Annotated in this window: 27 protein-coding genes; all 27 read right to left on the minus strand. The window is 39.8% G+C overall.

Annotation, left to right across the window (positions count from 1 at the left end):
* Nucleotides 1-15 precede the first annotated feature (15 nt).
* The 27 genes from rpsK to rpsJ all read right to left on the minus strand — a co-directional run bounded on the left by rpsK (nucleotide 16) and on the right by rpsJ (nucleotide 12,819).
* Nucleotides 16-405, minus strand: coding sequence for a 30S ribosomal protein S11 (rpsK, locus tag H9632_RS10580; RefSeq protein WP_191704078.1), 390 nt, complete (start codon nucleotides 403-405; stop codon nucleotides 16-18).
* Between the two features lie 26 nt (nucleotides 406-431).
* On the minus strand, nucleotides 432-797 hold the full coding sequence (gene rpsM / locus H9632_RS10585) for a 30S ribosomal protein S13 (RefSeq protein ID WP_008406720.1): 366 nt from the start codon (nucleotides 795-797) through the stop codon (nucleotides 432-434).
* Between the two features lie 24 nt (nucleotides 798-821).
* A complete protein-coding gene (gene rpmJ, locus H9632_RS10590; RefSeq protein WP_000868344.1) occupies nucleotides 822-935 on the minus strand; it encodes a 50S ribosomal protein L36 in 114 nt (37 codons plus the stop codon).
* Between the two features lie 37 nt (nucleotides 936-972).
* A complete protein-coding gene (infA, locus tag H9632_RS10595) occupies nucleotides 973-1,191 on the minus strand; it encodes a translation initiation factor IF-1 (RefSeq protein WP_016839390.1) in 219 nt (72 codons plus the stop codon).
* Nucleotides 1,192-1,607: 416 nt separating this feature from the next.
* A complete protein-coding gene (locus tag H9632_RS10600; RefSeq protein WP_191704079.1) occupies nucleotides 1,608-2,261 on the minus strand; it encodes an adenylate kinase in 654 nt (217 codons plus the stop codon).
* A 62-nt stretch (nucleotides 2,262-2,323) separates the two neighbouring features.
* On the minus strand, nucleotides 2,324-3,619 hold the full coding sequence (gene secY, locus H9632_RS10605) for a preprotein translocase subunit SecY (protein WP_191704080.1): 1,296 nt from the start codon (nucleotides 3,617-3,619) through the stop codon (nucleotides 2,324-2,326).
* On the minus strand, nucleotides 3,619-4,059 hold the full coding sequence (rplO, locus tag H9632_RS10610) for a 50S ribosomal protein L15 (RefSeq protein ID WP_191701166.1): 441 nt from the start codon (nucleotides 4,057-4,059) through the stop codon (nucleotides 3,619-3,621). The genes secY and rplO overlap by 1 nt, the downstream gene beginning before the upstream one ends.
* Before the next feature lie 33 nt (nucleotides 4,060-4,092).
* Entirely contained in the window at nucleotides 4,093-4,272 is a 180-nt protein-coding gene (gene rpmD, locus H9632_RS10615) for a 50S ribosomal protein L30 (protein WP_008406936.1), read from the minus strand.
* A gap of 14 nt (nucleotides 4,273-4,286) precedes the next feature.
* Nucleotides 4,287-4,787: a 30S ribosomal protein S5 gene (rpsE, locus tag H9632_RS10620; RefSeq protein WP_191701165.1), complete on the minus strand. Its 501-nt coding sequence runs from the start codon at nucleotides 4,785-4,787 to the stop codon at nucleotides 4,287-4,289.
* Between the two features lie 21 nt (nucleotides 4,788-4,808).
* Complete coding sequence (rplR, locus tag H9632_RS10625; RefSeq protein WP_191704081.1) at nucleotides 4,809-5,168, minus strand: 50S ribosomal protein L18; 360 nt, start codon at nucleotides 5,166-5,168, stop codon at nucleotides 4,809-4,811.
* 41 nt (nucleotides 5,169-5,209) lie between these two features.
* Nucleotides 5,210-5,749 (minus strand): 50S ribosomal protein L6, encoded by a 540-nt coding sequence (gene rplF, locus H9632_RS10630; RefSeq protein WP_191704082.1) that lies wholly within the window; start codon nucleotides 5,747-5,749, stop codon nucleotides 5,210-5,212.
* Between the two features lie 31 nt (nucleotides 5,750-5,780).
* Nucleotides 5,781-6,179 (minus strand): 30S ribosomal protein S8, encoded by a 399-nt coding sequence (gene rpsH / locus H9632_RS10635; protein ID WP_008406947.1) that lies wholly within the window; start codon nucleotides 6,177-6,179, stop codon nucleotides 5,781-5,783.
* A 30-nt stretch (nucleotides 6,180-6,209) separates the two neighbouring features.
* Nucleotides 6,210-6,395: a 30S ribosomal protein S14 gene (gene rpsN, locus H9632_RS10640; protein WP_008406949.1), complete on the minus strand. Its 186-nt coding sequence runs from the start codon at nucleotides 6,393-6,395 to the stop codon at nucleotides 6,210-6,212.
* 21 nt (nucleotides 6,396-6,416) lie between these two features.
* Nucleotides 6,417-6,956, minus strand: coding sequence for a 50S ribosomal protein L5 (gene rplE / locus H9632_RS10645; protein WP_191701162.1), 540 nt, complete (start codon nucleotides 6,954-6,956; stop codon nucleotides 6,417-6,419).
* Nucleotides 6,957-6,984: 28 nt separating this feature from the next.
* Nucleotides 6,985-7,293 carry a 50S ribosomal protein L24 gene (gene rplX, locus H9632_RS10650; RefSeq protein WP_191704083.1) on the minus strand — a complete coding sequence of 103 codons (309 nt, stop codon included), beginning with the start codon at nucleotides 7,291-7,293 and terminating at the stop codon, nucleotides 6,985-6,987.
* Nucleotides 7,294-7,330: 37 nt separating this feature from the next.
* Nucleotides 7,331-7,699: a 50S ribosomal protein L14 gene (gene rplN, locus H9632_RS10655; protein WP_008406955.1), complete on the minus strand. Its 369-nt coding sequence runs from the start codon at nucleotides 7,697-7,699 to the stop codon at nucleotides 7,331-7,333.
* Between the two features lie 47 nt (nucleotides 7,700-7,746).
* A complete protein-coding gene (gene rpsQ / locus H9632_RS10660) occupies nucleotides 7,747-8,010 on the minus strand; it encodes a 30S ribosomal protein S17 (RefSeq protein WP_008406957.1) in 264 nt (87 codons plus the stop codon).
* Nucleotides 8,011-8,028: 18 nt separating this feature from the next.
* Nucleotides 8,029-8,229 (minus strand): 50S ribosomal protein L29, encoded by a 201-nt coding sequence (gene rpmC / locus H9632_RS10665; protein ID WP_008406958.1) that lies wholly within the window; start codon nucleotides 8,227-8,229, stop codon nucleotides 8,029-8,031.
* Nucleotides 8,219-8,653, minus strand: a complete 435-nt coding sequence (rplP, locus tag H9632_RS10670; protein ID WP_191704084.1) for a 50S ribosomal protein L16 — start codon at nucleotides 8,651-8,653, stop codon at nucleotides 8,219-8,221. The genes rpmC and rplP overlap by 11 nt, the downstream gene beginning before the upstream one ends.
* A gap of 1 nt (nucleotide 8,654) precedes the next feature.
* Nucleotides 8,655-9,311, minus strand: a complete 657-nt coding sequence (gene rpsC / locus H9632_RS10675; protein ID WP_191704085.1) for a 30S ribosomal protein S3 — start codon at nucleotides 9,309-9,311, stop codon at nucleotides 8,655-8,657.
* Between the two features lie 3 nt (nucleotides 9,312-9,314).
* On the minus strand, nucleotides 9,315-9,659 hold the full coding sequence (rplV, locus tag H9632_RS10680) for a 50S ribosomal protein L22 (protein WP_191701159.1): 345 nt from the start codon (nucleotides 9,657-9,659) through the stop codon (nucleotides 9,315-9,317).
* A gap of 22 nt (nucleotides 9,660-9,681) precedes the next feature.
* Entirely contained in the window at nucleotides 9,682-9,960 is a 279-nt protein-coding gene (gene rpsS, locus H9632_RS10685) for a 30S ribosomal protein S19 (protein ID WP_004233637.1), read from the minus strand.
* Nucleotides 9,961-10,020: 60 nt separating this feature from the next.
* On the minus strand, nucleotides 10,021-10,851 hold the full coding sequence (gene rplB / locus H9632_RS10690) for a 50S ribosomal protein L2 (protein ID WP_191704086.1): 831 nt from the start codon (nucleotides 10,849-10,851) through the stop codon (nucleotides 10,021-10,023).
* A gap of 41 nt (nucleotides 10,852-10,892) precedes the next feature.
* Nucleotides 10,893-11,177, minus strand: coding sequence for a 50S ribosomal protein L23 (gene rplW, locus H9632_RS10695; protein WP_008406966.1), 285 nt, complete (start codon nucleotides 11,175-11,177; stop codon nucleotides 10,893-10,895).
* Entirely contained in the window at nucleotides 11,177-11,800 is a 624-nt protein-coding gene (gene rplD / locus H9632_RS10700) for a 50S ribosomal protein L4 (protein ID WP_191701157.1), read from the minus strand. Before rplD ends, rplW begins: the two co-directional genes overlap by 1 nt.
* Nucleotides 11,801-11,826: 26 nt before the next feature.
* Nucleotides 11,827-12,456, minus strand: a complete 630-nt coding sequence (gene rplC / locus H9632_RS10705; protein WP_191701156.1) for a 50S ribosomal protein L3 — start codon at nucleotides 12,454-12,456, stop codon at nucleotides 11,827-11,829.
* A 54-nt stretch (nucleotides 12,457-12,510) separates the two neighbouring features.
* Nucleotides 12,511-12,819, minus strand: a complete 309-nt coding sequence (gene rpsJ / locus H9632_RS10710; protein WP_008406970.1) for a 30S ribosomal protein S10 — start codon at nucleotides 12,817-12,819, stop codon at nucleotides 12,511-12,513.
* Nucleotides 12,820-13,119: the final 300 nt, after the last annotated feature.

Raw genomic sequence — 13,119 nt, forward strand, 5'->3', positions numbered from 1 at the left:
TCTAAGCAGCACCCATTACACGCGACGACGTTTTGGCGGACGGCAACCGTTATGAGGAACTGGAGTAACGTCTTTAATAGCAGTTACTTCTAATCCAGCAGCTTGAAGTGCACGAACTGCAGCTTCACGACCAGAACCAGGACCTTTAACTGTTACTTCAATGCTTTTTAAACCATGTTCCATTGAAGTTTTAGCAGCTGTTTCAGCAGCCATTTGAGCTGCGAATGGAGTTGATTTACGTGAACCACGGAAACCTAAAGCACCAGCTGAAGACCAAGATAATGCGTTACCTTGCATATCAGTGATCGTTACGATTGTATTGTTAAATGTAGAACGGATGTGAGCAACACCAGATTCGATGTTCTTTTTCACACGACGTTTACGAGTTTGTTGTTTACGAGCCATGTTAAGAAGGAACCTCCTTTACTTAATTATTTTTTCTTGTTCGCTACTGTTTTACGAGGACCTTTACGCGTACGCGCATTGTTTTTCGTATTTTGACCACGAACAGGTAAACCACGACGGTGACGGATACCACGGTTTGAAGCGATTTCCATTAAACGTTTGATGTTTAAAGAAACTTCACGACGTAAGTCACCTTCTGTTTTGTATGAATCTAATTGTTCACGAATTTGGTTTAATTGATCTTCTGTTAAGTCTTTAACGCGAGTATTTTCGTCAATACCTGCACCTGCTAATACTTTTTGAGAAGTAGTTTTACCAATACCGTAAATGTAAGTTAATGAAATTACAACGCGTTTGTCGCGAGGAATATCAACACCAGCAATACGTGCCATTCGTTAGTGCACCTCCTTGATTAATTATCCTTGTTTTTGTTTGTGTTTAGGATTTTCACAGATTACCATTACTTTACCGCGTCGGCGAATTACTTTACATTTTTCGCAGATCGGTTTCACAGATGGTCTCACTTTCATCTAACCTAACCTCCTTAATAGTCCGGAGTGCAAAAGATTATTTAAAACGGTATGTGATACGACCGCGAGTTAAATCATAAGGAGATAACTCAATAGTAACCTTATCTCCAGGTAGGATACGGATAAAGTGCATACGAATCTTTCCAGAAACGTGTGCTAGCACAGTGTGCCCATTTTCTAATTCTACCTTAAACATCGCGTTTGGCAAAGTCTCAACAACTGTCCCTTCGACTTCAATTACATCGTCTTTCGCCATCTTCTCGTCTCCCTTCTATATGCTAATATCAAAAAACTCATGCGAGCTCTTGCAACTGTTTCTCCTAATTAAGAAGCAACTCGTTCCAACATATGTTTTGGATTGCATGAGAGATGTACAATAAGACGCTCGTCTGGTTTCGCTTCACACAATCCATGGAAACAGTATCCTTATTAAGGAACCGCATTCCTTATGTTAACACGATAGCCGGAATGTCTTGATGAGAGATTCAAACCCGTTACACAGATGCTTCCACGAAACCCATTATACGTTACAAAGATGTCATCACACGAATTTAGTGCTCAACCCTTATAGTATATACCGGGCATAATATGCTTTTGCAACTCTCAAAAAATTATGTTTCGTTGTTGCCTCCGCATGAATACCGCGGAAGCTGTCTAGCGCCCGGACGGATATCAGCTGCGGCTGCCCTGCAATAGAGCATCAAGATCAGCAAATACTTTAGAAATTTCTTGCTGTCCATTAATATTTTTAAGTACTCCCTTTGCTTCATAAAAATCAAGTAAAGGTTGTGCTTGGTTCATATTTACTTCAAGACGGTTTGTAACAGTTTCAGGATTATCGTCCGCACGTGTATATAACTCGCCGCCATCTTTATCACATTTGCCTTCCTCTTTTGGAGGATTGAACACTAAATGATACGATGTACCACAAGTCTTACATATACGACGTCCACTTAAACGTGCGATTAATTCTTCTTTTTCAACTTGAACATTAATTGTATGCTCAACTGGACGACCTAATTCACCAAGAATGCTATCTAAAGCTTCTGCTTGAGGAACTGTACGTGGGAATCCATCTAATAAGAATCCTTTTTCACAGTCATGTTGTGAAAGACGTTCACGAACAATACCAATCGTTACTTCATCCGGCACTAATGCGCCTTGATCCATAAACGATTTTGCCTTTAAACCTAATTCAGTACCATCTTTAATAGCGGCACGGAACATATCGCCTGTAGAAATATGAGGGATTGCGTACTTCTCAACAATTTTGTCAGCCTGAGTGCCTTTACCAGCACCTGGAAGACCCATTAAAACGATATTCATACGTAATGTTCCCCTTTACAACATAAGCCGGCAAGGAAACGTAAATGTTTCCTAGACCTGCATTATTTCATAAATCCTTTATAATGGCGTTTTACTAATTGAGACTCTAACTGTTTCATCGTTTCAAGTGCAACACCAACTACGATAATCATACTTGTTCCCCCGATTTGAGCCGAAGCTGGCAGGTTCATAAAGTTGATAAATAAGATTGGCATAATTGAAATAACTACTAGGAATAGAGCTCCAACAAATGTTAAACGATAAAGAACTTTTGTTAAGTAAGCTTGTGTGTCATTACCTGGGCGAATACCCGGAATATAAGCACCTTGCTTTTTCAAGTTATCTGCCACATTTTCCGGATTCACTTGAATGAATGCATAGAAATATGTGAAGGCGATAATTAACGCAACATAGATGATCATCCCAACAGGTTTAGTATAGTCAAACGTGTTAGTTATGAACGCAGTTACATTATTATCTCCAAAGAATGTTGCTAAAGTTTGTGGTGTAACAATAAACGCTATTGCAAAGATTACCGGAATAACCCCTGCAGCATTTACTTTTAACGGTAAATGCGTTTGCTGCGCCCCTACTTTAGGTGAATTCCCAGCAACTCGTTTTGCATATTGAATTGGAATTTTACGCAACGCTTGTTGAATATATATAACTCCAACTACAACAGCTAGTAGCACTAAAACTAGTAAAGCTAAGATAGCAATATTAATAAATAATTGGTCTCCAGCTCCATCAATTTGTTGTGCATACACTTGGTTTACTGCGTTAGGAATCGCAGCTACGATACCAGCGAAGATAATGATTGAAATACCATTACCAACACCATATGCAGTAATTTGTTCAGATAACCACAGTAGGAATGCTGTACCTGCTGTTAACACAACAGAAATCGTTAAGTACGATTGAATACTAGTATCCGTAATCAATGATCCTCCATAAAATTGGTTAAAACCAAAACTCATAGCGAAAGACTGAATAAATGCTAGCACAATTGTGAAGTAACGAGTGAATTGAGCCAACTTACGTCGACCTACATCACCTTGTTTCGCCCATTCTGCAAACTTAGGAACGACATCCATTTGAAGTAACTGGACAATAATTGAGGCTGTAATGTATGGCATAATCCCCATCGCAAAGATAGAGAAGTTTGCTAATGCACCACCGCCAAACGTATTAAGGAAACCTACTAAGCTAAACTCATCAGTTGCCTTTAATACATCTGCGTTAACATTTGGTACCGGGATGAATGTCCCGATACGAAAAATGATTAACATTAATAGTGTGAAGATGATTTTATTTCGTATATCTCGAACGCGCATAAAGTTAGAGATTGTCTGAAACATTAGATCACCTCAGTTGTTCCGCCAGCGTTCTCGATTGCTTCTTTTGCAGAAGCTGAGAATTTGTGAGCTTTGACATTAAGCTTAACGCTTAACGTACCATGACCTAGAATCTTGATTCCAGCTTTTTCGTTGCTCACGATACCAGTTTCTAGTAATAATGCAGGTGTTACTTCTGCACCATCTTCAAAACGGTTTAACGCATCAAGGTTAACGATCGCGTATTCTTTACGGTTAATGTTCGTAAAGCCACGTTTAGGTAAACGACGGAAAAGTGGGTTTTGACCCCCTTCAAATCCTGGGCGAACGCCGCCGCCAGAACGAGCGTTTTGACCTTTATGACCTCTACCAGAAGTTTTACCGTTACCAGAACCGATACCACGACCAACGCGGTTACGTACTTTACGTGAACCTTCTGCTGGTTTTAACTCATGAAGTTTCATTTGGGTGGCACCTCCTTGTTCGTATAATTGAAATTAAATTTCTTTAACAGTAACTAAGTGAGCTACTTTTGTAATCATCCCACGGATAGCAGCATTATCTGCTTGTTCCACAGTTTGGTTTAATTTACGTAATCCTAAAGCCTCAACAACTTTACGTTGGTTTGGTTTAGTACCGATGACAGATTTATTAAGGGTAATTTGTAATTTAGCCATTATAATTCCCCCCCTTATCCTAATAACTCTTCCACTGATTTACCGCGTAGTTTTGCTACATCTTCTACACGTTTTAATTCAGTTAAACCTGCTACAGTTGCACGCACCATGTTAATTGGTGTGTTTGAACCAAGAGATTTTGAAAGAATATCAGTAATACCAGCTAGTTCTAGTACGGCACGTACTGGACCACCAGCGATAACTCCTGTACCAGGAGCTGCAGGTTTAATTAAGATTGAACCTGCACCGAAGCGACCTTGCACTAAGTGTGGAGTAGTTCCACCCACGCGTGGTACTTCGATTAAGTTTTTCTTCGCGTCTTCAACAGCCTTACGGATTGCATCTGGAACCTCTTGGGCTTTACCAGTACCAAATCCTACATGACCATTTTTATCTCCTACTACTACTAGAGCAGAGAAGCGGAAGCGACGACCACCTTTAACAACTTTAGCAACACGGTTAATTGTAACTACGCGTTCTTCAAGTTCTAATTTGTTTGCGTCAATGCGACTCATGAAGTATGTCCCTCCTTCTTATTAAAATTCTAAGCCGTTTTCACGTGCAGCTTCTGCTAAAGCTTTTACACGTCCGTGATATAAGTAACCGCTACGGTCAAATACTACTGTAGTAATATTTTTTTCAGCAGCGCGTTTAGCGATTGTTTCACCGATTTTAGCAGCAGCCTCAATGTTTGCGCTCATACCTTCGAAAGCTTTTTCTTGAGTATTAGCAGAAACTAAAGTTACGCCAGCTACATCGTCGATTAGTTGTGCATAAATGTTCTTGTTAGAACGGAATACGTTTAAACGTGGACGTTGTGCAGTACCCGAAATTTTAGAACGAACACGCCCATGACGTTTTTTACGAACTTGATTTTTATCTTGTTTCGTAATCACAGTGGTCACTCCTTTCAATTATTAATGCGATTTAAGCCGCATTATTTACCTGTTTTACCTTCTTTACGACGAACGAATTCGCCTTCGTAACGAATACCTTTACCTTTGTAAGGCTCTGGTGGACGAACGTCACGAATGTTAGATGCTAATGCACCAACACGCTCTTTAGAAATACCTTTTACGATAATCTTAGTGTTTGAAGGAACTTCGACCTCTAAACCTTCTTCAGGTGTGAACTCTACTGGATGAGAGTAACCTACGTTCAATACAAGCTTGTTGCCTTGTAATTGTGCACGGTAACCTACACCGATAAGTTCTAGAGAACGAGTGAATCCTTCAGAAACACCAGTTACCATATTAGCTAATAACGCACGAGTTGTACCGTGGTTAGTACGGTGTTCTTTAGAATCAGAAGGACGAACTACAGAAAGAATGTTGCCTTCTTGCTCGATTTTCATATCTTGGTTGAATTGACGAGTTAATTCGCCTTTAGGACCTTTAACAGTAACAACGTTGTCAGTACCGATTTCGATAGTTACGTTTGCAGGAACCTCGATAACTTTTTTACCTACGCGAGACATTTATATTGCACCTCCGTTCTTTTCTTACTAATTACCAAATGTATGCTAAGATTTCTCCGCCAACTTGTTTAGCGCGAGCTTCTTTGTCAGTTAATAAACCGTTTGAAGTAGATACTAAAGCGATACCAAGACCGTTTAATACTTTAGGTACTTCGTTTGTTTTAGCATATACACGTAAACCTGGTTTAGAAATACGTTTAAGACCAGTAATAACACGCTCGTTCTCTTTACCATATTTTAAGAAAATACGGATGATACCTTGCTTGTTGTCTTCTACATATTCTACATCACGTACGAAACCTTCACGCTTTAAAATTTCAGCGATCTCTTTCTTTACGTTAGAAGCAGGAACTTCTAACTTCTCGTGACGTACCATGTTCGCATTACGAATGCGTGTAAGCATATCTGCAATCGGATCAGTCATTGTCATGAAAATTTACCTCCTTCCCAAATTAGGGGATTACCAGCTGGCTTTTTTAACGCCAGGAATTTGTCCCTTATATGCAAGTTCACGGAAACAAATACGGCAAAGTTTAAATTTGCGGTATACAGAGTGTGGACGGCCACAGCGTTCACAACGTGTATATTCTTGAACTTTAAATTTTTGCGTGCGTTGTTGTTTAACGATCATTGATTTTTTTGCCACGTCTTCGCCCTCCTTATTTAATTACTTTTGGAACGGCATTCCGAACTGTGTTAATAACTCGCGAGCTTCTTCGTCAGAATTCGCAGTAGTTACGATCACGATGTCCATACCGCGTACTTTTGAAACTTTATCGTAATCGATTTCTGGGAAAATTAACTGCTCTTTAACACCTAATGTATAGTTACCGCGACCATCGAATGCTTTTTTAGAAACACCACGGAAGTCACGTACACGTGGAAGTGCAACAGAAATTAATTTATCCAGGAATTCATACATACGCTCACCGCGTAATGTAACTTTAGCACCAATCGCTTGACCTTCACGTAAACGGAAACCTGCGATAGATTTTTTCGCTTTAGTTACAACTGGTTTTTGACCAGTAATTGTTGTTAATTCTTCAACAGCTACATCAAGAGCTTTAGAGTTTTGAACTGCGTCACCAACACCCATGTTAATAACAATTTTGTCTACTTTAGGCACTTGCATTACTGATTTATATTCGAACTTGCTCATAAGAGCAGGTGATACTTCATTTAAATACTTTTCTTTTAGGCGGCTCATGTGTGTACCTCCCTTCTCATTTTACTTATTAGTCGATTACTACACCTGATTTTTTTGCAACACGAACTTTTTTGCCTTCTTTGATCTCAATACCTACGCGAGTCGGCTCGCCAGATTTAGGATCGATTAGCATTACGTTCGAAACGTGGATTGCAGCTTCTTGAGATACAATTCCACCTTGTGGGTTAAGCTGGTTAGGTTTAACGTGTTTCTTAACGATGTTTACACCTTCAACAAGAACGCGGTCTTGTTTAGGGAAAGCAGCTAAGATTACGCCTTCTTTACCTTTGTCTTTACCAGTAATTACTTTTACTTTGTCGCCCTTTTTAACATGCATTATGTGTCGCACCTCCTTGATTGGTACTGTCATGAAATTAAAGAACTTCTGGAGCTAAAGAAACGATTTTCATGAAGTTGCCATCACGTAATTCACGTGCAACTGGTCCGAAAATACGAGTTCCGCGTGGTGATTTATCATCTTTGATAATTACGCAAGCATTCTCATCAAATTTAATGTAAGTACCGTCTTTACGACGAGCACCTGATTTTGTGCGAACGATAACAGCCTTAACAACGTCGCCTTTCTTGACAACGCCACCTGGTGTTGCTTTCTTAACTGTACAAACAACGATATCACCGATGTTAGCAGTTTTACGTCCAGAACCACCAAGAACTTTAATTGTTAAAACTTCACGTGCACCTGAGTTGTCAGCAACTTTCATACGACTTTCTTGTTGAATCACTTAGGTTACCTCCCTTCGGAAATTTTATTTTATTCCGAAATGTGTTATTAAATAATAACCGCTTTTTCTACAACTTCAACTAAACGGAAGCGTTTAGTAGCTGATAGCGGGCGAGTTTCCATGATACGTACGATATCACCGATATTCGCAGTGTTTAGCTCATCATGAGCCTTAAACTTTTTCGAGTATTTTACACGCTTGCCATAAAGCTTATGCTTTTTATGAGTTTCAACTAATACAGAAATTGTTTTATCCATTTTGTCTGAAACGACACGGCCCGTGTAAACTTTGCGTTGGTTACGCTCAGTCATACATAAAACCCTCCTTTATCAGTTATTTGCACTGATTTCTCTTTCACGAATCACAGTTTTCATACGTGCGATCGCTTTGCGAACTTCACGGATGCGAGCTGTGTTTTCTAATTGACCAGTCGCCAATTGGAAGCGAAGGTTGAAAAGCTCTTCTTTCAGTGATTTTACTTTTAATTCAATTTCATTAGTGGCAAGGTCACGGATTTCATTAGCTTTCATTAGATTCACCACCAGTTTCTTGACGTTTTACAATCTTACATTTCACAGGAAGCTTGTGTGATGCTAAACGAAGTGCTTCACGTGCGATCTCTTCAGATACACCAGCGATTTCGAACATTACTTTTCCTGGTTTTACTACTGCTACCCAACCTTCAGGAGAACCTTTACCAGAACCCATTCGGACTTCTAGAGGCTTTTTCGTGTAAGGCTTATGTGGGAAGATTTTGATCCAAACTTTACCGCCACGTTTCATGTAACGAGTCATTGCGATACGAGCAGATTCGATTTGACGGTTAGTAATCCAAGATGCAGTTGTAGCTTGTAAGCCAAACTCACCAAAAGATACTTCTTTACCGCCCTTCGCTTCTCCACGCATGTTACCACGGTGTTCACGACGATATTTTACGCGTTTAGGTAATAACATTTTATTTGCCTCCTTCCACAGAGTTCTTTTTAGTAGGAAGGACTTCACCACGGTAGATCCAAACTTTTACGCCTAGTTTACCATAAGTAGTGTCTGCTTCAGCATGTGCATAATCAATGTCAGCACGTAATGTGTGAAGCGGAACAGTTCCTTCGCTATAGTGTTCAGCACGCGCGATGTCAGCGCCACCTAAACGACCAGATACTTGTGTTTTAATACCTTTTGCACCAGCGCGCATTGTGCGTTGGATTGATTGTTTTTGAGCACGACGGAATGATACGCGGTTCTCAAGTTGACGAGCGATGTTTTCAGCTACTAATTTAGCATCAAGATCTGCACGTTTAATTTCAATAATGTTAATATGCACACGTTTAGCAGTTAAATCAGTTAAATGTTTACGTAAGTTTTCAACTTCCGTACCACCTTTACCGATAACCATACCTGGTTTCGCAGTGTGAATAGTAATGTTTACGCGATTTGCAGCGCGTTCGATTTCTACTTTAGATACAGATGCATCTTTAAGTTTAGTTTCGATATATTTACGTACTTTGATATCTTCGTGTAATAAGTTTGCATAATCTTTCTCAGCGAACCACTTAGATTCCCAGTCACGAATAATACCAACACGTAGTCCTATTGGATGTACTTTTTGACCCACGGATTAAACCCCCTTCTTCTCAGATACCACAATAGTAATGTGGCTAGTACGTTTGTTAATTGCCGATGCACGACCTTGGGCACGTGGACGGAAACGTTTTAATGTTGGACCTTCATCAACAAAGATTTCAGATACAACTAAGTTATTAATATCTAACTCGTAGTTGTGTTCAGCGTTAGCGACTGCAGATTTTAATACTTTCTCAACGACTGGAGACGCCGCTTTTGGAGTATGACGTAAAATTGCAACTGCTTCACCAATTTGCTTGCCTCGAATTAAGTCTACTACTAGACGAACTTTACGAGGAGCGATACGAACTGTACGAGCGATAGCTTTAGCTTGTGTCATTAGGATTTACCTCCTCTCAAAATTAGCGTCTTGTTTTCTTGTCATCTGCACCGTGACCTTTATAAGTACGTGTCGGTGCGAACTCACCAAGTTTGTGACCTACCATATCTTCTGTCACGTATACAGGAACGTGTTTACGTCCATCATATACAGCGATTGTTAAACCGATGAAGTTTGGGAAGATAGTAGAACGGCGAGACCAAGTTTTAATAACTTGTTTTTTCTCAGAAGCCTCTTGTGCTTCCACCTTTTTCATTAGGTGGTCATCAACAAAAGGTCCTTTCTTTAAGCTGCGACCCATTTAGGAACCTCCCTCCGTGATACGACCACGGCTCTCGAACTGAACCGTAGTATTACCACTTTATTTTTTACGTCCGCGAATAATAAATTTAGATGATTTATTTTTCTTTTTACGAGTTTTGAAACCAAGAGTTGGTTTGCCCCATGGTGTCATTGGTGATTTACGTCCGATTGGAGAACGTCCTTCACCACCACCGTGTGGGTGATCGTTAGGGTTCATTACAGAACCACGAACTGTTGGGCGTTTACCTAACCAACGAGAACGACCTGCTTTACCGATGTTGATAAGTTCGTGTTGTTCGTTACCAACTTGACCGATTGTTGCACGGCAAGTAGCAAGAATTAAACGTACTTCACCAGATTGTAAGCGAACGATTACATACTTGTCTTCACGACCTAATACTTGCGCAGAAGTACCAGCTGAACGTACTAATTGTCCACCTTTACCAGGTTTCATTTCGATATTATGGATTGTTGTACCCATTGGAATGTTTGCTAATGGTAAAGCGTTACCTACTTTAATATCCGCTTCTGGACCTGAATAAATAGTTTGACCTACTTCAAGACCTTTCGGAGCTAAGATATAACGTTTTTCACCGTCAGCATAGTTAATTAAAGCGATGTTCGCAGAACGGTTTGGATCGTACTCGATTGTAGCAACGCGTCCTGGAATGCCGTCTTTAAGACGTTTAAAATCGATAACACGGTATTGTTTCTTGTGACCGCCACCGTGATGACGAACAGTAATTTTACCCTGGTTATTACGACCAGCTTTGCGTTTAGTTGGTTCTAATAAAGACTTTTCAGGTTTATTAGTAGTGATTTCAGCAAAGTCAGATGATGTCATGTTACGACGTCCATTTGAGGTTGGCTTATACTTTTTAATCGCCATTTGTTTTCCCTCCTTCTTAAAGGTTCTTTATAAATTAGAAATTAGATTTCGAATAATTCGATTTCTTTTGAATCAGCAGTTAATTTAACAATCGCTTTACGACGTTTGTTAGTGTATCCACCGAATTTACCAACGCGTTTGAACTTACCTTTGTAGTTCATAACGTTTACTTTCTCAACTTTAACGCCGAAGATTTCTTCAACAGCATCTTTAACTTGAGTTTTGTTAGCGCGAGTGTCTACTTCGAAAGTATACTTTTTCTCTGCCATAATTTCTGAAGAACGCTCAGTAATGACCGGACGTTTTAAGATATCACGTGCTTCCATTATCCAAGCACCTCCTCAACTTTTTTTACAGCATCTTGAGTGAATACAACTTTATCGTGACCTAATAAGTCTAATACGTTGATTCCTTCAGCTGTTAACACTGTAACACCAGGGATGTTACGAGCAGATAAAATAGCGTTTTCGTTAACTTCAGAAGTTACGAATAATGCTTTTTTGCTGATTTCTAGTGCAGCTAATACTGCTTTGAAATCTTTAGTTTTTGGTGCATCAAATGATAATGCATCAAGTACTACTAAGTTTTGCTCTAATACTTTCGTAGATAAAGCAGACTTAATCGCTAAGCGACGAACTTTCTTAGGTAGCTTGTAAGCGTAACTACGTGGAGTAGGACCGAATACAACACCACCGCCACGCCATTGTGGAGAGCGGATCGAACCTTGACGAGCACGACCAGTTCCTTTTTGACGCCATGGTTTACGACCACCACCAGCAACTGCTGAACGGTTTTTAACTTTGTGATTACCTTGACGTAGTGATGCGCGTTGTGCAACAACTGCGTCGAATAATACAGCTTCGTTTGGTGTGATTCCGAAAATCGCATCGTTTAATTCGATTTCACCAACTGAAGCACCTGTTTGACTAAGTACTGAAACCTTTGTCATTCCTGTTTCCTCCTTTCTTGAGAAAATTATTTAGATTTAATAGCAGTCTTAACTGTTACTAATGCTTTTTTAGAACCAGGAACATTACCTTTAACAAGTAGTAAGTTGCGCTCTGCATCAACCTTAACGATTTCAAGGTTTTGAATAGTAACAACTGTGCCACCCATTTGACCAGGTAATTTCTTTTGTTTGAATACGCGGTTCGGAGCTACTGGACCCATTGAACCTGGACGACGGTGATAACGAGAACCGTGAGACATAGGGCCGCGAGATTGACCATGACGTTTAATAACACCTTGGAAACCTTTACCTTTTGTTACACCTGTTACATCGATTACATCGCCTTCAGCGAAAATTTCTACCTTGACTTCTTGACCAACTTCGTAAGCTGCAGCATCTAAGTTGCGGAACTCACGGATGAAGCGCTTAGGAGCAGTGTTTGCTTTAGCTACGTGTCCTTGCTCTGGTTTGTTAGAAAGCTTAATACGCTTGTCTTCAAAACCAAATTGGATCGCTTCGTAACCATCAGTTTCAACAGTTTTCTTTTGTAAAACTACGTTTGGAGCAGCTTCGATAACTGTTACTGGGATTAAATCGCCGTTTTCAGCAAAGACTTGAGTCATGCCAATTTTTCTACCTAAGATTCCTTTAGTCATTTGTCACACCTCCTGTAAATTTTGAAAAAAAGATTTTATATTGTGTTTTTACCATTAAAGTTTGATTTCGATATCAACGCCAGATGGTAAATCAAGCTTCATTAACGCATCAACAGTTTGTGGTGTCGGGTTAACGATGTCGATAAGACGTTTGTGTGTGCGCATTTCAAATTGCTCACGAGAATCTTTGTACTTATGAACCGCACGTAAGATCGTGTATACAGATCTTTCAGTTGGTAGTGGGATCGGACCCGATACTCCAGCACCTGAACGTTTCGCAGTTTCAACGATTTTCTCAGCAGATTGATCAAGGATACGGTGATCATACGCTTTTAAACGAATACGAATTTTTTGTTTTGCCATTACTTTCCCTCCTTCTCGCCTATTTTCTAGACATTCTCCACGAAAATTTCTCCTACACACCGCCATGGCAAAGCGGCCGGGTGTGTCGGCAACCTCTCGCTTCATCGCAGTCAAAGACCAACATTCAACATTATATACAATAAAAAAGAAGTTCGCAAGTCTTTTAGCAAAATTCTTTTTAATAATGTTTCGTTCTTTAGTTTATTTAAATGCGTTCGCTCTTTTTGAGCCGTTTTCTAGTATATAAGAGTATTAACTTGAAAGCAACTATTATGAGTGTAAACTATTTTAAATAAAATA

This window comes from Solibacillus merdavium (genome assembly GCF_014836935.1).
Taxonomy (GTDB): Bacteria; Bacillota; Bacilli; order Bacillales_A; family Planococcaceae; genus Solibacillus; species Solibacillus ferritrahens.